Origin of the sequence: Nocardiopsis eucommiae (assembly GCF_965344335.1) — a bacterium.
GTDB classification, from domain to species: Bacteria; Actinomycetota; Actinomycetes; order Streptosporangiales; family Streptosporangiaceae; genus Nocardiopsis; species Nocardiopsis eucommiae.
On record NZ_CBDRIY010000028.1, the window covers coordinates 61,357 to 81,072 of the forward strand.

General features: G+C 70.1%; 18 protein-coding genes. 6 read left to right on the forward strand and 12 right to left on the reverse strand.

All coding sequences use genetic code 11. The annotated features are described in order from the left end of the window. Positions 1–53 precede the first annotated feature (53 nt). From ACRWK8_RS18290 to metH, 6 genes are all read right to left on the reverse strand, one after another. Positions 54–1,067 (reverse strand): ABC transporter permease, encoded by a 1,014-nt coding sequence (locus ACRWK8_RS18290; protein ID WP_378736896.1) that lies wholly within the window; start codon positions 1,065–1,067, stop codon positions 54–56. 94 nt (positions 1,068–1,161) lie between these two features. Beyond that, positions 1,162–2,910, reverse strand: a complete 1,749-nt coding sequence (locus ACRWK8_RS18295) for an ABC transporter substrate-binding protein (RefSeq protein WP_431871763.1) — start codon at positions 2,908–2,910, stop codon at positions 1,162–1,164. A 97-nt stretch (positions 2,911–3,007) separates the two neighbouring features. Continuing rightward, positions 3,008–4,039, reverse strand: a complete 1,032-nt coding sequence (locus ACRWK8_RS18300) for an ABC transporter permease (protein ID WP_378736900.1) — start codon at positions 4,037–4,039, stop codon at positions 3,008–3,010. 628 nt (positions 4,040–4,667) lie between these two features. Further along, positions 4,668–5,141 (reverse strand): cellulose synthase, encoded by a 474-nt coding sequence (locus ACRWK8_RS18305; protein WP_431871781.1) that lies wholly within the window; start codon positions 5,139–5,141, stop codon positions 4,668–4,670. 234 nt (positions 5,142–5,375) lie between these two features. Then, positions 5,376–6,089: an HAD family hydrolase gene (locus ACRWK8_RS18310; RefSeq protein WP_431871766.1), complete on the reverse strand. Its 714-nt coding sequence runs from the start codon at positions 6,087–6,089 to the stop codon at positions 5,376–5,378. A gap of 96 nt (positions 6,090–6,185) precedes the next feature. Beyond that, positions 6,186–9,659 (reverse strand): methionine synthase, encoded by a 3,474-nt coding sequence (gene metH, locus ACRWK8_RS18315; protein WP_431871768.1) that lies wholly within the window; start codon positions 9,657–9,659, stop codon positions 6,186–6,188. Positions 9,660–9,956: 297 nt separating this feature from the next. Between metH and ACRWK8_RS18320 the strand changes: the two genes are divergently transcribed. Beyond that, the gene (locus ACRWK8_RS18320; RefSeq protein WP_378736906.1) at positions 9,957–10,796 is read left to right on the forward strand and encodes a PAC2 family protein; all 840 of its coding nucleotides are present in this window, start codon (positions 9,957–9,959) and stop codon (positions 10,794–10,796) included. Positions 10,797–11,029: 233 nt separating this feature from the next. After that, positions 11,030–12,226, forward strand: coding sequence for a glycosyltransferase family 4 protein (locus ACRWK8_RS18325; protein ID WP_431871770.1), 1,197 nt, complete (start codon positions 11,030–11,032; stop codon positions 12,224–12,226). A 45-nt stretch (positions 12,227–12,271) separates the two neighbouring features. Here the strand turns inward: ACRWK8_RS18325 and ACRWK8_RS18330 are convergent, their stop codons facing one another. After that, positions 12,272–12,697 (reverse strand): ABATE domain-containing protein, encoded by a 426-nt coding sequence (locus ACRWK8_RS18330; RefSeq protein WP_431871772.1) that lies wholly within the window; start codon positions 12,695–12,697, stop codon positions 12,272–12,274. Positions 12,698–12,833: 136 nt separating this feature from the next. Then, positions 12,834–14,063 carry a hypothetical protein gene (locus tag ACRWK8_RS18335; protein ID WP_431871774.1) on the reverse strand — a complete coding sequence of 410 codons (1,230 nt, stop codon included), beginning with the start codon at positions 14,061–14,063 and terminating at the stop codon, positions 12,834–12,836. Positions 14,064–14,167: 104 nt separating this feature from the next. Here ACRWK8_RS18335 and ACRWK8_RS18340 point away from each other — a divergent pair, with 104 nt between their 5' ends. Further along, on the forward strand, positions 14,168–14,710 hold the full coding sequence (locus tag ACRWK8_RS18340) for a nitroreductase family deazaflavin-dependent oxidoreductase (RefSeq protein ID WP_378736914.1): 543 nt from the start codon (positions 14,168–14,170) through the stop codon (positions 14,708–14,710). Between the two features lie 79 nt (positions 14,711–14,789). Here the strand turns inward: ACRWK8_RS18340 and mshC are convergent, their stop codons facing one another. The 3 genes from mshC to ACRWK8_RS18355 form a co-directional block, all read right to left on the reverse strand. Continuing rightward, entirely contained in the window at positions 14,790–16,013 is a 1,224-nt protein-coding gene (gene mshC / locus ACRWK8_RS18345; RefSeq protein WP_378736916.1) for a cysteine--1-D-myo-inosityl 2-amino-2-deoxy-alpha-D-glucopyranoside ligase, read from the reverse strand. A gap of 93 nt (positions 16,014–16,106) precedes the next feature. Then, positions 16,107–16,295 carry a hypothetical protein gene (locus ACRWK8_RS18350; protein ID WP_352387765.1) on the reverse strand — a complete coding sequence of 63 codons (189 nt, stop codon included), beginning with the start codon at positions 16,293–16,295 and terminating at the stop codon, positions 16,107–16,109. A 196-nt stretch (positions 16,296–16,491) separates the two neighbouring features. After that, on the reverse strand, positions 16,492–16,794 hold the full coding sequence (locus tag ACRWK8_RS18355; protein ID WP_352387763.1) for a hypothetical protein: 303 nt from the start codon (positions 16,792–16,794) through the stop codon (positions 16,492–16,494). A 199-nt stretch (positions 16,795–16,993) separates the two neighbouring features. On the opposite strand from ACRWK8_RS18355, the gene ACRWK8_RS18360 reads away from it, so the two are divergent. Both ACRWK8_RS18360 and ACRWK8_RS18365 read left to right on the forward strand, forming a co-directional pair. After that, positions 16,994–17,815: a glycoside hydrolase family 16 protein gene (locus ACRWK8_RS18360; RefSeq protein WP_431871777.1), complete on the forward strand. Its 822-nt coding sequence runs from the start codon at positions 16,994–16,996 to the stop codon at positions 17,813–17,815. A gap of 29 nt (positions 17,816–17,844) precedes the next feature. After that, positions 17,845–17,976, forward strand: a complete 132-nt coding sequence (locus tag ACRWK8_RS18365; protein ID WP_431871779.1) for a hypothetical protein — start codon at positions 17,845–17,847, stop codon at positions 17,974–17,976. A gap of 69 nt (positions 17,977–18,045) precedes the next feature. On the opposite strand, the gene ACRWK8_RS18370 is transcribed toward ACRWK8_RS18365, so the two are convergent. Further along, on the reverse strand, positions 18,046–18,831 hold the full coding sequence (locus ACRWK8_RS18370; RefSeq protein ID WP_378736962.1) for an NRDE family protein: 786 nt from the start codon (positions 18,829–18,831) through the stop codon (positions 18,046–18,048). A 279-nt stretch (positions 18,832–19,110) separates the two neighbouring features. Here ACRWK8_RS18370 and ACRWK8_RS18375 point away from each other — a divergent pair. Then, positions 19,111–19,716 (forward strand): P-type ATPase actuator domain-containing protein (locus tag ACRWK8_RS18375; protein ID WP_488186460.1); only part of this gene is annotated, 606 nt, incomplete at its 3' end.

Sequence of the window (19,716 nt, forward strand, 5' to 3'; positions counted from 1 at the left end):
GTAGAGCTGGTCTGGAGTCAGCGCTCGGCGCGCTGGGGCGTGTGCGGCGCGCCCTACCTGGCGATGCGCACCCGTGGGTCGACGACCGGGTAGAGGAGGTCGACGATCAGGTTGCAGACGACGATGAACACCGCGCCCAGGAGCGTGACGCCCAGGACGACGGGCAGGTCCTTGGCCACGATCGAAGTGATCGCGTAGGCACCCACACCGTTGAGGGAGAACACCGTCTCGGTGAGGATCGCGCCACCCAGGACCATGCCGATGTCCAGACCCAGGATGGTGACGATGGGAGTCAGGGTGGGACGCAGGGCGTGCTTGAAGATCACCTTGCGCTCGCTCAGGCCCTTGGCCCGAGCGGTGCGGATGTAGTCCTCGTTGAGCGTCTCCAGCATGCCCGCGCGCGTCTGCCGCGCGTACTGGGCGGCATGCAGGAACGCCAGCGTCACCCAGGGGAGGAACATGACCTGGAACCAGGCCACCGGGTTCTCGGTGAACGGCACGTAGCGCGACACCGGGAACAGGCCCCACTCGTGCACCAGGAAGGCCAGGGCGAGCAGACCGGTGAAGTAGATGGGCAGGGAGACGCCGATGAGGGCGACGCCCATGGCCAGACGGTCGAAGACGCTGCCCTTCTTGACAGCGGAGAGCACACCGACGGCCACACCGCCGACGACCCAGATGACCGCGGCACCGAGGCCGAGGGACAGGGTGACGGGGAGGCGGTCCAGGAGCTGCGGCAGCACCGGCGAGTTCGTGGTGAAGGAGTAGCCGAGGCACGGGGCCGCGCACTCGACCGTCTCTCGGCCGAAGGTGAACTCCTGGCCGAACAGCAGCGTGCGGAGGAAGTCGATGAACTGGACCGCGACGGGCTGGTCGAGGCCAAGGCGCTCCACGGTGGCGTCGAGCGCCTCCGGGGTGGGCGCCTTGCCCACGTACATCGCCGCCATGCCGTGCGGGGTGACGCCCGCCCACCTGGGGAGGACGTAGAAGATCCAGAAGGTCACCGCCGTGACGACGGCGAGAAGCAAGAGACCCGCACCAAGGCGGCGGAGAACATAATTCAGCATCGCGGTCGGCGGCGGGGACACCCGAGGGATCGCCTCGGGCTCCCCGCCGCTTTCACCTGCCTTCTCGTACTAGTTCAGGCTGGTAGTTCGGGACCTAGCCCCGGTCGACGCCCAGCGCCATGAAGTCGTACATCATGTACGCGGGGTGGTAGTAGGCGTTGGTCAGCTCGTCCGAGCGGTAGATCAGCGTCTTGTCGAAGACCACCGGCAGGATGGCGGCGTTCTCCATGACGAGGGTGTCGATCTTGGAGTAGAGCTCGGCGCGCTCCTCCGGGTCCTCGGTCTTGAGGGCGTCGTCCCAGAGACCGTTGATCTCGGGGTCGTCGAGCTCGGAGGTGTTGAAGTTACCGGTCTCCATGATCGCGTCGCCGTGCGTGATCTTGGAGGCGAAGCCGTAGCCGCTGGGCCAGTCCGGGCCCCAGCCCGAGACGCTCAGGCCGATGTTGTTCTCACGGACGTAGTCCTGCGAACCGGCGTACTGGCCGAAGAAGTCCCCGGACGGGAACGACTTGATCTCGACGTCGATGCCGACGCGGGACAGCGACTGCTGGAGCGCCTCGGCGGTCTGGACGTCCTTCTCGCGCTCGGTGCGGACCGCGATGTTGGTCTTGAAGCCGTCCGACTCACCGCACTCGTCGAGCTTCTCCTGGGCCTTGTCCAGGTCACCCTTGTGGTCGGTGGACGGGTACAGGTCCGACTCGACGTCGGAGCCCGGGATCGCCGGGGGGAGCAGGCTGGTGGCGCGGTCGCCACCGGTCGCGCCGCCCCAGGCGCGCCACATGCTGTCGCGGTCGGCGGCGTACATGATCGCCTGGCGGCAGGCCACGTCCTCGATGATCGGGAGGTGGATGTTCACGTAGCGCAGGGCGCCGGAGTACGGGTTGTCCAGGTTGCCCTGGGCGGACTCGTCGTCGAGCAGGCGGGCGTTCATCGCCGGGCCCACGCCGGTGCCGGCGAGGTCCACGTCGAGCTCACCGCTGAGCAGGCGCTCGTCGATCTCGTCCTGGGAGACGCCGATCTCGACCTCGATGCGGTCGGGCAGGGCCTGGCGCACGGGGTCCGTGTCGCCGTCCCAGTGCTCGTTGCGCTCCAGGTTGAGCTTGACGCCGGGCTCGTACTGGCCGTCGAACTTGTACGGGCCGGAGGAGACGACCTTCTCCTGGTACAGGGCCTCGCGGTCGGCGTCGATCGGCACCGGGGCGGTCTGCGGCTGGGTCAGCACGTTCGGGAACTCGGCGAACGAGTCCTTGAGGTGGAAGACCAGGGTGTGGTCGTCCGGGGTCTCGATGGAGTCGAAGCCCGCGAGCGGGTCGTCACCGTTGTCGTAGACGTTGTGGTCGTCCTGGTCCAGGTGGGCCTTGAAGTACTGCGGGCCCTCGGTGAACACGCCGCCGTTGAAGTTGGCGCGGGCGATGCCGTACTTGATGTCCTGGGCCGTGATCTCGGAGCCGTCCTCGTACTTGAGGCCCTCCTGGATCTTGACGGTCCACTCGGTGAAGTCGTCGTTCGGCTCCGGCAGGTCCACGGCCATGTCCGGGATCAGGTCGGTGGCCTTGTCGCCCGGCTCGGGGTTGAAGGCGAGGAGCGTACGGGCGTAGTAACGGGAGAAGTTCCAGTTGAACGCGTAGTACGTGTTGCCCGGGTCGGTGGAGTCGAAGTCCGCGGCGAGCGCGTACTTGAGCGTGCCGCCAGCCTTGTCCGAGGCGTTGACGACCTCGGTGGAGCCGAGGTCGAAGCTGTCGGCCGAGTCGGAGCCGCCGCCGGTGGCGGCGCCACCGCAGGCGGACAGGAAGAGGGATGCCGCCGCGCCGAGCGCGACGAACCCGAGGGTGCGCTTCATCAAGGAAGTACCTCTCTGAACCTGGTATGGGGATGGTCGGACCATGGGTTGACTGCTGTCCGGGCGGGGCGGGAGACGGGCCTCCCCGCACGGAGTCGGGTCAGTCCGAGGTCCGGGGATCGAAGGCGTCGCGCAGGCCGTCACCGAAGAGGTTGAACGCCAGGACGGTGATGAAGATGGCCAGACCGGGGAAGATGATGAAGTAGGGCGCCGTCTGGTAGAAGGGCACCGCTTCGGAGAGCATCTTGCCCCAGCTCGGCGTCGGCGGGTTGATGCCGACGCCAAGGAAGCTCAGGGCCGCCTCGAACAGGATGTTCGTGGGGATCAGGAGCGTGGAGTAGACGATGATCGGCGTGACCAGGTTCGGCAGGATCTCCTTGAAGAGGATGTGCCGGTTGCTGGCGCCGAGGCTCTTGGCCGCCTCGACGAACTCGCGCTCGCGCAGGGCGAGTGTCTGTCCGCGGACGATGCGGGCGATGTAGGGCCAGTTGAAGAACCCGATGATGAAGACGATGACGCCGATTCTCAGCCCGTTGCCGCTCAGGCCGAGGACGCCCTCGGGGATGACGCCGACGAGGGCGATCGCGAACAGCATCAGCGGGAAGGCCAGGAAGATGTCCATGGCGCGGCTGATGACGGTGTCGACCCAGCCGCCCATGTACCCGGCGATGATGCCGAGCAGGGTGCCGAGGGCGACGCAGACCAGCGTGGCCAGGAACGCGACCAGCAGGGAGATCTGGGCGCCGTAGAGAATACGGCTGAACAGGTCGCGACCGGTGGTGGGCTCGACGCCCAGCAGGTGGTCGGAGCTGATCCCGCCCCAACGGTCGATGCCCGCGTCCGGGTTCTCGGGGTCGAGGTAGGGGACGCGGCGGCTCGGGTCGATCAGGTCCTGGTGGAACTGGGTGGGCGGGTGCCCGAACAGCTTGACCAGGAAGGGCGCGAAGATCGCGGCCAGGATGAGCAGGACCACGACCAGGCCGGAGACCATGGCGACCTTGTCGCGGCGCAGTCGTTGCCAGGCGATCTGTCTCAGGGACCGATTGTCCGCGTCGCTGCGACCCGAGGCCGTCGCGCCGGGTTCCGAGTCGACCGGTTCGGCCGCCTCAGGGGCATGCGAGGGCGCGCTCATCAGGCCACCACTCTCCACTCATACGCTTCTGGCCGAGGGGACTGATCCCACACGTGAGCCACTCGGGGGGTGACCCTTCCGGGTCTCACGGTGGGGCCTGCCGGTTCTCGACTCTGGCTGGCGTGGGCGTTGGACCGACGGGGCGAGAGGATGGCCCGTCTCGTCGGTACTGGCACGCGACGCACCCGACCGTTGAGAGGTTGGGCACAGTCACGGACCTTTCCGCCCGGGATGTTACACAGCGACCAATTTACTCGCCCTTTGGGTGCATGTCGTCCAAAGTCTGCCTGTGTAGCCAAAACGTAACAAACACTAACAAACAACCCACATGGCGACTAAAGCCCACAAACCACGCAAAGCACGCATTCATCGGACGACCGGGGCTGAGCTGGTACAAGACCGGGACCGCACCCCCGCCAACGATACGGTCAAAACCGTGCGGACCATCCCGATCCAAAGGTTCTATGGCAAGTGCTATGAAACCGTGAGTACTCGCCGCATTCCCCAACGTGAACCACGCCACACGGGGACGCGCTCCGCGCCGCGTCGCCGCTCGTGTCGCCCCCGGACACGGACGAGGGCGGCCCCGCCCGCGCGGGACCGCCCTCGTCATCGGAGAAGGGGTCGGCTACTCGATGCCCCGCTTACGGAGCAGCGCCTCGATGTCGTCGAAGTCGTCGTCGGCGGAGGGCGCCTTGGCCTGCTTCGGGGCGTTGACCTGTCCCGCCGGGGCCGGCGCGGCTCCGGCCGCGGGGGCTCCTCCCCCGCCCTCCGCCCTGGCCCGCGCCCTGTCCTCGGGTCGCGCACCGGGCTTGACCCCGATGCCCTTGGACTTCATGAACCCCGACACCACGTACAGGACCACCATCAGCACGGCGAGGCCGAGGCCGACCCACGACTGGAGTTTGAAGGCCATCGTCAGCAGGATGCCCAGGACGCCGAGGACGAACTGCAACACCACGTCCATCAGCAGCAGGAGGCCCGCGATCACGGGCAACAGCGACCAGGCGACGCCGCGCAGGCCGTAGGCCGCGCCCTTCCTCCGCCACACGAAGTAGGAGATGACGAAACCGACCGCCGTCAGGGCCGCCCCCAGCCCCATACCGACGTTCTCACTCAAAGTCTCAGGCATGCGACCAGTCTCCCATCCCGCGTACGAACCCACATCCGGCCGATCCCCTAGGGCGTGTGGTCCCGTCGGGCACGTCCCCGGGGCGTGCGCCCGGCCGGAGGCGCCGGGGGCGTCACCCCGGCCCCACGCTACCCACCCGCGCGCGGGTCACCAAGGGACCGGGCGCGGAGCGCGTGGGACGGCGGGGACGAGGGAGGTCCGGGCTCAGGCTCCGGAGACCAACGACTCCAGCCACTCCAGGTCGATGCCGACCAGACTCTCCCGGAAGACGACGCCCTCGCGGGGCTGGATCTCCACGTGGTTGGGGATCGCGACGGTGACACAGCCGGCGTCGGCGGCGGAGGTCACCCCCACCGCCGAGTCCTCCACCGCGACACAGCGCGCGGGATCCACACCGAGGCGGCGCGCGGCCCTCAGGTACGGGTCGGGGTGGGGCTTGTTGGCGTCCACCTCGTCACCGGCGACCGAGTCCACGAAGCTCTCCAGCCCGATGCCCCCGATCGCCGTCTCGATCAGGGAGCGTTCGGTGGAGGTCACCAGAACGGCCGGGACCCCGGCCCCCGCGAGCATGGTCACCAGTTCCTTGGCGCCGGGGCGCAGTTCGGCCCCGCCCTCCAGCTTGGCGCGGAAGCGGTCGTAGAGCAGGTCCGCGACCTGGCGCGGAGTGAGGTGGTCCGCACCGGTCAGCTCGATGATGTAGCGGCCCACCGGCTCGGCGGCGTTGCCCACGTTGGCCTCGTGGTCGGCCCCGGTCCACTCGCCGCCCAGTTCGGCGACCAGCTCGGCCTCGGCCTCACCCCACAGGTGCTCGCTCTCGATGAGGGTGCCGTCCATGTCCAGCAGGACGGCCTGGAGACGGCGTTCCACCGGGGCGGCGGTCTCGGTCACTTCGGAACTCACTGTGCTCAATTCGCTCATCTCGACTCGTGGCGTGGTGGGTGGCCGGTGGTCCCGACCCCCAAGGGGAGGGCCCCGCCGGCGTCCGTCATCGGCGGGGCCCCACACCTCAGCAGGTCAGACGTTGAAGTACGTCGCCTCCGGGTGGTGGATGACGATCGCGTCGGTGGCCTGTTCGGGAACGAGCTGGAACTCCTCGGACAACGACACCCCCACCCGTTCGGGCTCCAGCAGCCGCACGATCTTGGCGCGGTCCTCCAGGTCCGGACAGGCGCCGTACCCCAGCGAGAAGCGGGCGCCCCGGTACCCGAGCTTGAAGAACGCGTCCAGCTCGGCGGGGTCCTCCCCCGCGAAGCCGAGCTCGGCGCGGACCCGGGTGTGCCAGTACTCGGCCAGTGCCTCGGTGAGCTGTACCGACAGACCGTGCAGCTCCAGGTAGTCGCGGTAGGCGTTCTTCTCGAACAGTTCGGCGGTGGCCCGGCTGATCGCCGAACCCACGGTCACCACCTGGAAGGAGACCACGTCCAACTCACCCGACTCCTTGGGGCGGAAGAAGTCGGACAGGCACAGGTGCCGGTCCCGGCGCTGGCGCGGGAACGTGAAGCGGGTGCGCTCGGTGGTCCCGTCGTCGTCCAGCACGACCAGGTCGTCACCCTCGCTGTAGCAGGGGTAGTGGCCGTGCACGACCGCGGCCTCCAGCAGGCCCTCGGTCTGAATGCGGTCCAGCCACATCCGCATGCGCGGGCGGCCCTCGGTCTCCACCAGCTCCTCGTAGGTCGGACCGTTACCGCCACGGGAGGCCTTGAGTCCCCACTGCCCCATGAACGTGGCGCGCTCGTCGAGGAAGGCGGCGTAGTCTGCCAGCGGGATGCCCTTGCTGATCCGGTCGCCCCAGAACGGCGGGGTGGGCACCCGGTTGGTGGTGGAGACGTCGCTGCGGGCGGGCATCTCCTCGGGCTCGGTGACCTTGAGGGTGGCCCCGCGCCGCACCCTGCGCTGGCGCAGCTCGGGGAGCTTGGCGCCCTCCTCACCGCGCTTGACCGCCATGAAGGTGTCCATCAGGCGCAGGCCCTCGAAGGCGTCCTTGGCGTAGCGCACCTCGCCGCCGAACATCTCGGCCAGGTCCTGCTCCACGTAGGAGCGGGTCAGCGCGGCACCGCCCAGGAGCACGGGGAAGCGCTCGGAGACACCCCGGGAGTTCATCTCCTCCAGGTTCTCCTTCATGATCACCGTGGACTTGACCAGGAGGCCGGACATGCCGATGACGTCGGCGCGCCGCTCCTCGGCCGCCTCCAGGATCGCCGACACCGGCTGCTTGATGCCGAGGTTGACCACCTCGTAGCCGTTGTTGGACAGGATGATGTCCACGAGGTTCTTGCCGATGTCGTGGACGTCGCCCTTGACGGTGGCGAGCACGATGCGGCCCTTGCCGTCGTCGTCGCTCTTCTCCATGTGCGGTTCGAGGTAGGCGACCGCCTTCTTCATGACCTCGGCGGACTTGAGGACGAAGGGCAGCTGCATCTGACCGGAGCCGAAGAGCTCGCCGACGGTCTTCATGCCCTCCAGGAGGGTGTCGTTGACGATGGTCAGGGCGGGGCGCTCGGCCAGGGCCTCGTCGAGGTCGGCCTCGATGCCGGTGAGCTCACCGTCGATGATCCGGCGCTCCAGGCGCTCCCACAGCGGGAGCGCGGCCAGTTCCTCGGCGCGGGAGGCCTTCATCGCCTTTGCGTCGACCCCCTGGAACATGTCGATGAACTCGGACAGGGGGTCGTAGTCGCCCTCGCGCCGGTCGTAGACGAGGTCGAGCGCCACCCTGCGCTGGTCCTCGGGGATCTGGTTGATCGGCACGATCTTGGACGCGTGCACGATGGCCGAGTCCAGGCCCGCCTGGACGGCCTCGTGCAGGAACACGGAGTTGAGCACGATCCGGGCGGCCGGGTTGACGCCGAAGGACAGGTTGGACAGGCCGAGAGTGGTCTGCACCTCGGGGTAGCGGGACTTGAGCTCGCGGATGGCGTCGAGGGTCTCGATGCCGTCCCGCCGGGTCTCCTCCTGCCCCGTGGTGATGGGGAAGGTGAGGCAGTCGATGACGATGTCGCCGGTCGTCAACCCCCAGTCGCCGGTGATCTCGTCGATCAGGCGGCTGGCCACCCGGACCTTCCACTCGGCGGTGCGGGCCTGGCCCTCCTCGTCGATGCACAGGCCGACCACGGCCGCCCCGTGTTCCTTGACCAGGCCCATGATGCGGGTGAACCGGGAGTCGGGCCCGTCGCCGTCCTCGTAGTTGACCGAGTTGACCACGGCGCGGCCGCCCAGCGCCTCCAGCCCGGCCTCCAGGACGGGGGGCTCGGTGGAGTCGAGCATGAGCGGGAGGGTGGAGGCGGTGGCCAGGCGCGAGGCGAGCTCGCGCATGTCGCGCACGCCGTCGCGGCCCACGTAGTCGATGTTGAGGTCGAGCACGTGCGCGCCGTCGCGGATCTGGTCGCGGGCGATCTCCACGCAGGAGTCCCAGTCCTCGGCCAGCATCGCCTCGCGGAACTTCTTGGAACCGTTGGCGTTGGTGCGCTCACCGACCGCCAGGTAGCTGGCGTCCTGACGGAAGGGGACGCTCTGGTACAGGGAGGACGCCGCGGCCTCGACCAGGGGCCTGCGCTCCTTCAGGCCCCGGCCCTGGACCCGTTCGACGACCTGGCGCAGGTGCTCGGGGGTGGTGCCGCAGCAGCCGCCGACGAGGCTGAGCCCGAACTCGGAGGTGAAGGTGTCGTGGGCGTCGGCCAGCTCCCCCGGGGAGAGGTTGTAGACCGCGCCGTTGGGCCCGAGCTCGGGCAGGCCCGCGTTGGGCATGACGGAGATGGGGATGGGCGAGTGGTGCGACAGGTAGCGCAGGTGCTCGCTCATCTCGGCGGGGCCGGTGGAGCAGTTGAGGCCGATCACGTCGATGCCCAGCGGGGCCAGGGAGGTGAGCGCGGCACCGATCTCCGAGCCCATGAGCATGGTGCCGTTGGTCTCGATGCTCACCTGGGCGATGATCGGCACGTCCCGGCCCAGGGCCGCGCGGGCGCGCTTGGCGCCGACCACCGCGGCCTTGACCTGGAGCAGGTCCTGGCAGGTCTCGATGAGGATGGCGTCGGAGCCGCCGTCGATGAGCCCGTGCGAGGCGCGCTCGTAGTAGTCGCGCAGGAACGTGTAGGGGGCGTGCCCCAGGGTGGGCAGCCGGGTTCCGGGCCCCACCGAGCCGAGGACGTACCGGGGCTGGTCGGGGGTGGCGTAGGCGTCGGCGGTCTCGCGGGCGATGCGCGCGCCGGCCTCCGCGATCTCGTAGGTGCGGTCCTCGATGCCGTACTCGTAGAGACCGCCGTAGTTGGCGGAGAAGGTGTTGGTCTCCACGCAGTCGGAACCGACCTCGAAGAAGGCGGCGTGGGTGTCCCGCACGATGTCGGGCCGGGTGAGGTTGAGGATGTCGTTGAGGCCCTCGTGGCCCTCGAACTGGTCGAGGTCGAGATCGTGCGCCTGCAACATGGTGCCCATCGCCCCGTCCGCCACGATCACTCGCTGGGACAGTGCTTCACGGAACGTCCGTCGATCTCTCATGTTCAACAACTTTAGTCTCGGGGCACCGCGGGGCCCAGCTCGATCCCGGTGATGCTTGGCACGGGACCTGCGCCGCTGGGTCGACCCGCGGCGCGGGGCGGGGCGGGTTCGGCGTCCGAGGACAGCGGTGTCCTGGTCAGTCGCTGGTCGCGAGGCTACCTCATGGGCGTTTCGCCACGTGAGACAGGCGTCCCAAAGTGACGCGTGGGGGAGGCGTTGTCGGTCCCCCACGACGGTTTCTCGCTCGGCTCGGCACCCCATAGGGTGGTGTGGTCCGTCTTCAGGAAGGGGCCGCCCATGATCCCGCTCGACCGCGAGCTCGTCGAGCCTGTCATGGTGGCGGCGTTCGAGGGGTGGAACGACGCCGGTGAGGCCGCGAGCCTCGCCGTGGCGCACCTGTCCGACCAGTGGAACGCCACCGAGCTGTGCGCCCTGGCCCCGGACGACTACTACGACTTCCAGGTCACCCGGCCGAGGATGACGGTGACCGACGGCAGGCTCACCGAGATGGAGTGGCCCACCACCCGTGTGCGGGTGGTCCGCCCCCCGGGTGCGCGCCGCGACGTCGTCCTGGTGAGCGGTCCCGAACCGAACATGCGCTGGCGCTCCTACACGGCTGACCTGCTGGCCATCGCCCGTGAGCTGGGGGTCCGGCGCGCCGTGGTCCTGGGCTCGCTGCTGGCCGACGCGCCGCACACCCGCCCCATCCCGGTGACCGGGATGTGCTCCCCGGTGGAGCTGGGCACCCGGTACGGGCTGGAGGCGGCCACCTACTCCGGGCCGACCGGGATCGTGGGGGCCGTGCACGAGGCGTTCAGTGCCGTGGGCGTGGAGACGGTGTCGCTGTGGGCCGCCATCCCGCACTACGTGGCGCAGCCGCCCTGCCCGAAGGCGACCCTGGCCCTCCTGGGCTGGGTCCAGGACTTCGTGGAGACCGAGGTCCCCCTGGGCGACCTGCCGGAGGAGTCCGTGTCCTGGGAGGCCGGGGTGAACGACCTCACCGCCGAGGACGAGGACATCGCCTCCTACGTGCGCGGTCTGGAGGAGGCCAAGGACACGGTGGACCTGCCCGAGGCCACGGGGGACGCCATCGCCCAGGAGTTCGAGCGCTACCTGCGCCGCCGCGACGACGGCTGAGGCCGGGCACCTCCGTCACCCCCCGGGACCGAGGTCCCGGTTTTCTGTTACCTCATCTTTAGGCCGATATCGCTACCTTGCGGATAATGGCTCGCGGATCGGGGGAACTGGGCCAGGTTCCCGAAGCGCGCGGTACGGGGGTACGCGCACTCCGGAACCACGCGGGGCGCCATCCCCCGAGGCCTGGGACAAGTGCCCGTCCCGACCGCGCGGGGTGGGGTCTGGGGCAACTTGTGAGGATCGCATTCGTCATCGCCAACGGCTACGCCATGGGCGGCACGGTGAGGACCGTGCACAACCTGGCTCGGGGGCTGGCCTCACGCCATGAGGTGGAGATCGTCAGTCTGGTCCGCAAGCGGCGCAAACCGTTCTTCACGCCCGACGAGAACGTCGACCTGGTGCCCCTGAGCGACGAGACCGACGAGTCCCGGCTCAGACTTCCCCGACAACGGGTCCTGGACCACTGGTTCAGAAAGGCCGAACAGATCGTGCCGGAGCCCGAGCGGCGCCGGAACAAGAACTACACGCCGGAGTCGGTCACCGGGCTGCGCCGCTACCTGCGCACCACCAAGGCCGACGTGGTGATCGGGACCCGCCCCGGGATCAACCTGCTGCTGGCCGAGTGGGCGCCCCCTCGCGTCCTGACCATCGGCCAGGAACACCTCAACCTGGGCGAGCACAACTCCAAGGTGCGCGCGGCGATCACCAGGACGTACCCGAAGCTCGGCGGTCTGAGCGTGCTCACCGAGTCCGACCGGAGCGCCTACCAGAACCTGCTCCGGTCCCCCGAGGGCTGGCTGACCGCGCTGCCCAACGCGCTGGAGCCGGGCGAGCCGCCCCGCTCCACCCTGGAGGCCCCGATCATCGCTGCGGCCGGGCGGTTCTCCCCGGTCAAGCAGTACCCGCTGCTGGTGGAGGCGTTCTCGCACGTGGTGGCGGAGCACCCCGAATGGCGGCTGCACATCCACGGCGGCGGGGACCGGGACGAGGAGCTGCGCGAGACGGTGCGACACCTCGGTCTGGAGGACAACGTGGACCTCAAGGGCCGGACCACGGACATGCTGGGTGAGCTGTCGAAGGCCTCACTGCTGGCGGTGAGCTCGCGGGTGGAGGGGTTCGGGATGACCATCATCGAGGCCTTCTCGGTGGGGGTTCCCGTGGTGAGCTTCGACTGCCCGCACGGCCCCAGGGAGATCATCGACCACGAACGCAACGGCCTGCTGGTACCGCCGCAGGACACCGAGGCCCTGGGTGCCGCGCTCAACCGCCTGGTCGCGGACCGGAAGGAGCGCCACCGCATGGGAGCGGAGGCACTGGCCTCGGCCGCTGACTACGGGTTGGCGGACGTCACCACGCAGTGGGAGTCCTTCCTGGAGCGGCGTCTGGCCGAGCGCCCGCGCAGAGGTCCGCTGGCCTCGCTGTTCGGCTGAGCCGGAGGCGCCGCCCCGGCCTCGCGCGACCGGGGCGGCGGGAGTTCACGGACGCAGGCGGCGCCACTCGCCGGTGGCGAGGACGGCGGCCCAGGCTCCGGCGACGCGGGCCAGGCCACGGCGGACCTCGTCGACGACGGCGGGGGCCAGTGGGGACTCGGCCTCCTCGGAGGGCTCCAACCGTACGGTGACGCGCAGCCCGTCCAGGACCTTCTGCGCGCGGCCGAGGGCTTCGGGGTCCGGTGCGTTCTCGCGGTCGAGCAGGGCGCGGATACCGTCGCGCAGCGTGATGGCCTCGTCGAGGTCGGCGAGGGTGATGGGGATGGCGCCCTCGGTGACGAGTCGGTGCTCCCTCAGGAACCGGGCCAGGTCGGCGCGGTCGGTGAGTCGGCCGCCGGTCGAGACGAAGTCGGCGATGAGCTCAGCCGCCGCGCTGGGCCGGGTGGGGGTACTGGTCGTGGTCGTGGTCATGGGCGCCATCCCATCACGCCCCACTCCGCGTTGGTGGCGATTCCGCGATGTCATGGCCACAGGTGGTCACCATATTCACCACCGAACCGGACCTTGACGGACAAGTCTCCCATCGACGCCCGGTGCGCCCCGGTGATCAGGGGGTGGCGGCCAGAGCCGCCAGGGCCTCGCGAGCCGTGGGGAGGCCGAGGCTCCGCAGGAGGAGGGCGACGTTCGCGACACGCGTGTCCCAGAGCCGGTCGTTGTCGACCACGGCCCTGAGGTAGGCGCGCTGGAGCTCGGTGGGGGCCGCGACCTCGGGTGCGGGGGCACTCTCCGCGACCCCCAGGGCCAGGCGGAGCAGCCCCCGCAGGTCGGCCTCGCAGCTGAACGGACCAGCCGTCGCCGCCAGCTCACGGAACACCGGGAGGAGGTCGGCGGCGTCCTCGGATCCCGAACGGCTCACCAGGGCGTCGACCAGCGAGAACCGGACGTGGCCGGGAAAGTACCCGGGACGGTCCCGGAACCAGGCGTCGGCCGCGGCCGGGTCGAGGAGTGCCGCGCGCAGCTCCCCGACCGCCACGGGGTCACCCGCCAGCCCCTCCGAGAGCGCGGCGCAGGCACGTATCGCCTGGTCAGGATGGGCGAGGAAAGAGGTGGTGTCCCCACCGCCCTCCACCAGGGCGAGGACGATCGCCGCCCCCTCGTCGCGGTTCTCGGCGAGGTCCGCCGCGCCCGACAGGTCCACCTCGGGCTCCTCGACCAGTCGGCACAGCGCGCCGGTGGTCGTCACCGCCCGCTGGCGTACCCGGCCGTCCGCGTGCGTGAGCAGCGGCCGCACCGCCCCGAGCAGCGTCGGCGCGGCCCGCCACAGGTCACGCAGGGCCGCGTGGAACACGGTGTCCAGGAGCGGGTCCTCCCAGATCTCCTCCTCACCCTCCGCGTCACCGTCGGCCATCCCGGTCAGGAGGGCGTCGAGCTCGCCCCGGCGCTCCCCCGGATCGGCCAGCCCCTCCAGTTCGGGGAGCGAACGACCGGCGGCCCGTTCCGCGACGGCACGGGCCACGTCGGCCAGGAAGTCGAGCAGGCCCAGACGCAGCGGTTCGACGGCGGCACCCGCGGCCTCCCGGAACGGGTCCCCCACCGGAAGGTCGACCGCCGGCTCCCCCAGCACACCGGCGACGAACAGAGCGACGGGCGGGGTGGCCGGGTACACCGTCCCCTGGTGCAGGATCGCGCTGTTCAGGTAGCCCAGCGCCCGCTCCCGGACCTCCTCCTGCTCGGACAGCAGCCCGGCGAGGAACTCCGGCGCGTCGGTGGCCGGACCATAGGCGTGGAAGGCCCTCGTCCAGTCGGTGGAGTGGAGGATGTCAGCTCTGGTGTCCATGGCGGCATGATGGCAGCGGGCACCGACCGTTGGCGTGGCGTCGCCTCCTCCGCACCGGGCGGCTCACTACACTCGGGCGCTGGAACCCAGCTCAGGAGGCCTCGATGACGTTCGCCCAACCCCCGCGCGACCCACTCGGGCGCGCACTGTACCGCGCTCCGATCTGGATCTACCGGCTGGGTCTGGGACCGCTCCTGGGCGGGCGCTTCGTGCTGCTCACCCACCGGGGGCGCTCCACCGGCGAGGCCCGCCAGGCGGTTCTGGAGGTCCTGGGCCGCAACGACGACACCGGGGCGGTGCTCGTGGCGTCCGGGTACGGGAACCGGTCCCAGTGGTTCCGCAACGTCCGCGCGGAACCCCGCGTGCTGTTCCAGATCGGCAACCGCCGCCTGCGGGGCGTGGCCGAGGCGCTCCCGGCGCGGGAGTCCGGGCAGGTGCTCGCCCACTACGCGCAGGAGCACCCGATGTCGGCGACCGAGCTGATGCGGGGCCTGGGCCACGACGTGGACGGCCTCGACGACTACGAGCGGATCGGGGCCGACCCCGTCAACGGGGTGCCGGTGGTGCGGCTGCGCCCCGAGGCGGAGACCGTTCACTTTCCCGACTTCACCGCCCCCACCGGGCCGGGGGTGCCCCAGCCCAGGTGAGACCGGGCTCCGTGCCCGTCCCTGACGAACCGGACGGGAACGGGCACGGAGGTGTGAGGGTACCGCGCGGGCCCCGGGCCTAGAGCCGGACTCCCAGCAGGGTGTCCACGGTGGTGCGCACCAGGCCGGGGGCGGACGTGTCGGTGCCGCCCTCGCCCAGCGCGGCGGTCGCCCAGGCGTCCACCGCCGCGAGCGCGGACGGGGAGTCCAGGTCCTCAGCGAGCGCGGCGCGCACCGCGGCCAGCACAGGGGCCGCGTCCGGACCCGCGCCCAGGGCCACCGCCGCGCGCCAGCGCTCGGCGCGCTCGGTGGCGGCGGGCAGCTCGGCGTCGGTCCACTCCCACGGCGTGCGGTAGTGGTGGCCGAGCATGGCCAGCCGGATGACGGCCGGGTCCACACCCTCCTGCCGCAGCTTGGACACGAAGACCAGGTTGCCCAGCGACTTAGACATCTTCTCGCCGTTCAGGCCGACCATGCCCACGTGCAGGTGGTTGTGGGCGTTGGGCCGACCGGTGGCACAACGGGTCTCGGCCGCGCCCATCTCGTGGTGCGGGAAGATGAGGTCGCTGCCGCCGCCGTTGATGTCGAACGAGGGGCCGAGCCGGTCCAGGGCGATGGCGCTGCACTCGATGTGCCAGCCGGGACGGCCGCGTCCGAGGGGGCTGTCCCACGCGGGCTCACCGGGACGCTCGGCGCGCCACAGCAGCCAGTCGAGGGGGTCCTTCTTGCCGGTGCGCTCGGGGTCGCCGCCCCGCTGACCGAAGAGGCCGAGCATCTCCTCGCGGCTGAGGTTGCTGATCTCGCCGAACCTCGTGGCGGCCTCGACCGAGAAGTAGAGGTCGCCGTCCACCTCGTACGCCGCGCCGCTCTCACGGATACGGACCGCGAGGTCGCTGATGAGGTCGACGGACTCCACGACGCCCACGTACGACGTGGGCGGGATGATCGACAGCGCGGCCATGTCGTCACGGAAGACGTCGATCTCCCGGTGGGCGAGGTCGCGCCAGTCGACACCGGTGGCCTCGGCCCGCTCCAGCAGGGGATCGTCGATGTCGGTGGTGTTCTGGACGTAGTTGACGTCGTGTCCGGCGTCCCGCCACACCCGGTTGACCAGATCGAAGGTCAGGTAGGTGAAGGCGTGCCCCAGATGGGCGGCGTCGTAGGGGGTGATGCCGCAGGCGTACACACCCGCGGTGGAGCCCGGCGTGGTCGTCCTTATCCGTCCGGTCGCGGTGTCGTGGATACGGAGAGGGCCGCCGGAACCCGGCAGGGGGACGATGTCAGGCGCAGACCATGAACGCATACCGGGAAGCCTATCCGCACGTGCACGCGACAAACGCACAGATAGCGGGTGGGGTCGAAGGTGATGATCCCCCCAGGTGGGAAGGGAATACCGTCACCGCTCCTGCGGTGCGGCGAGGATCCGGACCCGTCCGATCAGAAGGACGCTGAACACGGCTGTCACGGCGCAGATCGCCGCCAGGAGTTCGTTCCCCAGACGCCAGTGCAGGAGGGCGCCACTGAAGGAGACGACGTAGAGCAGCCAGTACGCTCCGGATTCGATGAGGTTGCCGTGTCGGCCCATGGTGGTGCCCCCTGCTGTGTACGCGTGCGTTCCACGCGTGTCCGACGGCGAGTGCGCCGTCTCTCAGAGAGACGCCGCGATCACACAGGGGGTTTACGCATTCCTTAGGTCGTGGCTCACGCCGCGGTGTGCCCTCGACCTCGCTGTCCACCCTAGTCGGACGGGCTCGGGCCGAGGGCGCGCGACGCACCGGCGATCACGGGTGGGCGGCCAGCTGGAGGTCGAGGAGATCCAGGTCGGCGGCGCCTGGGAAGGCCGGGTCGTCCATGACCGCGCGCAGGCGTCGGCGGACCGGCCGGGCCTCGGTCCGCCGGGTGACCGGCTCGGCGGCCAGGCGTCCCCGTGCCGAGACGACCCCGGTCGGCGTGCGCAGGGTCCAGCCGGTGTGGTCGGCGGACGTCAGCAGCCCGACGGTGCCGTCCTCCCGCAGCCTGACCCACTGCCCCACCAGGTCGGCGGGGTCGAACAGGGGCGCGGGGACGGCGTGGGCGCTCAGCATGTGGATTCCTCGGTGGATCGTCGAACTCTTTCCTGGGATAGACGGTCCCCCACGACGCCTATGACGCGCTTTCGGAAAACTTCCGAGAAAGACCCGCTTGTGCATCCGACTTACTGAACGTAAAGTAACTTTTCAATACCAGCCGTCACAGGGTGGCCACTCTGGGTGTACCCTGTGGCGTTTCCCCCCGGAGTAGCCCATGCACCGCGCCCTGTTCATGGCGGTCATCACCGCCGCGGCCCTGCTCTCCCCCGCCACCGCCACAGCCACGACCACCGCCGCCCCGGAGTCCGACATGCGAGCCACACTCGTGTGGTCCGACGAGTTCGACGGTCCCGCCGGAAGCGCCCCCAACCCCGCGAACTGGAACCACGAGACCGGTGCCCACGGCTGGGGCAACAACGAGCTCCAGAACTACACGTCCAGCCGGGCCAACTCGGCCCTGGACGGCAACGGCCACCTCGTCATCACGGCCCGCAGGGAGGCGGACGGCGGCTACACCTCGGCCCGGATGACCACCCAGAACAAGGTGCAGCCCCAGTACGGACGGGTGGAGGCCCGCATCCAGATCCCGCGTGGCCAGGGCATCTGGCCCGCCTTCTGGATGCTGGGCTCGAACTTCCCGAACACGCCGTGGCCGGACTCGGGCGAGATCGACATCATGGAGAACATCGGCCGCGAGCCCCACCTGGTGCACGGCAGCCTCCACGGCCCGGGCTACTTCGGCGGCAACCCGCTCACCGGCTCCTACATGCACCCGCAGGGCTGGTCGTTCGCGGACACCTTCCACACGTTCGCCGTCGACTGGAGGCCCGGTTCCATCACGTGGTCGGTGAACGGGATCGCCTACCAGACCTACACGGCCGCGGACACCCGTGGGAACCCGTGGGTGTTCGACCAGCCGTTCTTCATGATCCTCAACGTGGCCGTGGGCGGCGACTGGCCCGGCTACCCGGACGGTACGACCCAGCTGCCGCAGGAGATGCGCGTGGACTACGTCCGCGTCTACTCCCTGGACTAGACCCATGGGGGACACGGCAGAATGAGGGCATGAACCAGACCGATCACGGCCCCTTCTCCCCCGATGACGCGGAGCGCTTCCGCGCCAACGCCCTCATCGCCCTGACCGCGTTCGCCTCGGTGACACTCCTCGCGGTACTGGCCTTCCTCCTGACGGCCTGACACCCCTCTCACCGTCGAGGCCCCGCCCCCTGAGGGCGGGGCCTCACGTCGTGTCAGTCGGACCCACCGCTACGGGAGGTCGATCATCTTCCAGGGTTCGGGGGCGGCGGGGGTGTCGGTGAAGGCGTAGCGGACCGTGTCGCGGTCCAGGGCGACGAGAGTCACGGAGCCGGTGGCCCACACCTGGCCGTCGCCCAGGTCCGCGTGCGCGATCAGGGCCGTGGGGTCGCCCCCGGGGGTGGTGCCCGCCGAGCGCGGCCGCTGGTGGGCCGCCCTGCCGATGAGGCCGGGCCACTCCCCCCAGACCTCCTCCGGGTCGTTCGCCTTCGACAGGTCCGGGTCCGGGCGGGTCCGGGCGAACTCCGGCGTGTGGCGGGCGGCCCGGGGATCGGCGGGATCCAGGCCCGTGTTGACCAGCGTGGTCACGCCCCGGGGCAGGGAGCGGATGTCCAGGCATCGCCCGTCCCAGCTGTACAGGGTCGCCCTGTGCGCGTCGGCGTCCAGCAGGTGGAAGGGGGCGTAGAGGGTGGGGTCCTCGCCCGCGAGGGGGTCACGGTTCTGCGTGGCCAGCGCCCTGAGGGGCAGGTCGCCCCGGCTGGCGGGGTAGGTGCCCTCCCACGGCATGGTGCCGTCCCACGGCCACCCGTTGAGCAGCGCGGCCATCCGTCGCCTGTGGGGGTCCACGGCCAGCCACGTCCCTCCGGCGAGCTGGTCGCGTCCGCCGACCAGGTGCGGCCGCTCGGGCCAGTGCGGCGCGGGCCACGCCCAGGGGCGTGACCTCATCTCGTCCCTCAGCGCGGCGACGACCAGCGGTGTCCTGGCGTCCGGATCAAAACCGACGATCACCGTGCACATCTCGTTGTCTCCCACGCGTTCGGATCCCTTGCCATGGACTCTACGACGCGAACCCCCCGAACACGATCCCTGGTCAGGGTGGTGCTGGCCCCAGGGTGAAGAGTCACCCGCACCCCACGGCGCCGAGGGACGTGCGCGTCTACTCTGGGGGCTCCCTAGTCTTGTGTGCGTCGACGCCGGGGCCCGGCTGAGCGGGGGTTTCACCGCTCCCGTCCCCTTCGCCCTCCCGATCAGGAGTCCTTCGTGTCCGAAGAAACCGACCGGTCCCCGCGGGGCCCGATCCCGACCGAGCCCGTGTCGGCCCGGTCCGTGCTCCTGGGGCCGCCCCCGGAGCGGGGTCTGTCGAGTCAGGAGGTCGCGGAACGTGTCGCGGGCGGGCGGACCAACGACGTCCCCGTCCGGGCGAGCCGCAGCGTCGGGCAGATCATCCGGGGGAACGTCTTCACCCGTATCAACGCGATGATCGCGGTGCTCTTCTCGATCATCGCGGTCATCGGGCCGGTCCAGGACGGGTTGTTCGCGATGGTCATCGTGATCAACACACTGATCGGCATCGTCCAGGAACTGCGGGCCAAGCGCACCCTGGACCAGCTCGCGATCGTCAACGCCGCGCGTCCCCGGGTGGTACGCGACGGCGCCACGATCCGGGTCGCGACCCAGGAGATCGTCCTGGACGAGGTCCTGGAGGTCGGGGTCGGGGACCAGGTCGTGGTGGACGGCGTCGTGACCTGGGCCGGGGGGCTGGAGGTCGACGAGTCGCTGCTCACGGGTGAGGCCGACCCGGTGCTCAAGCAGGCCGGTGACACCGTGATGTCGGGCAGCTTCGTGGTGGCCGGGGCCGGGCGCTTCCGGGCGACCAAGGTGGGACGGCACGCGTACGCGGCG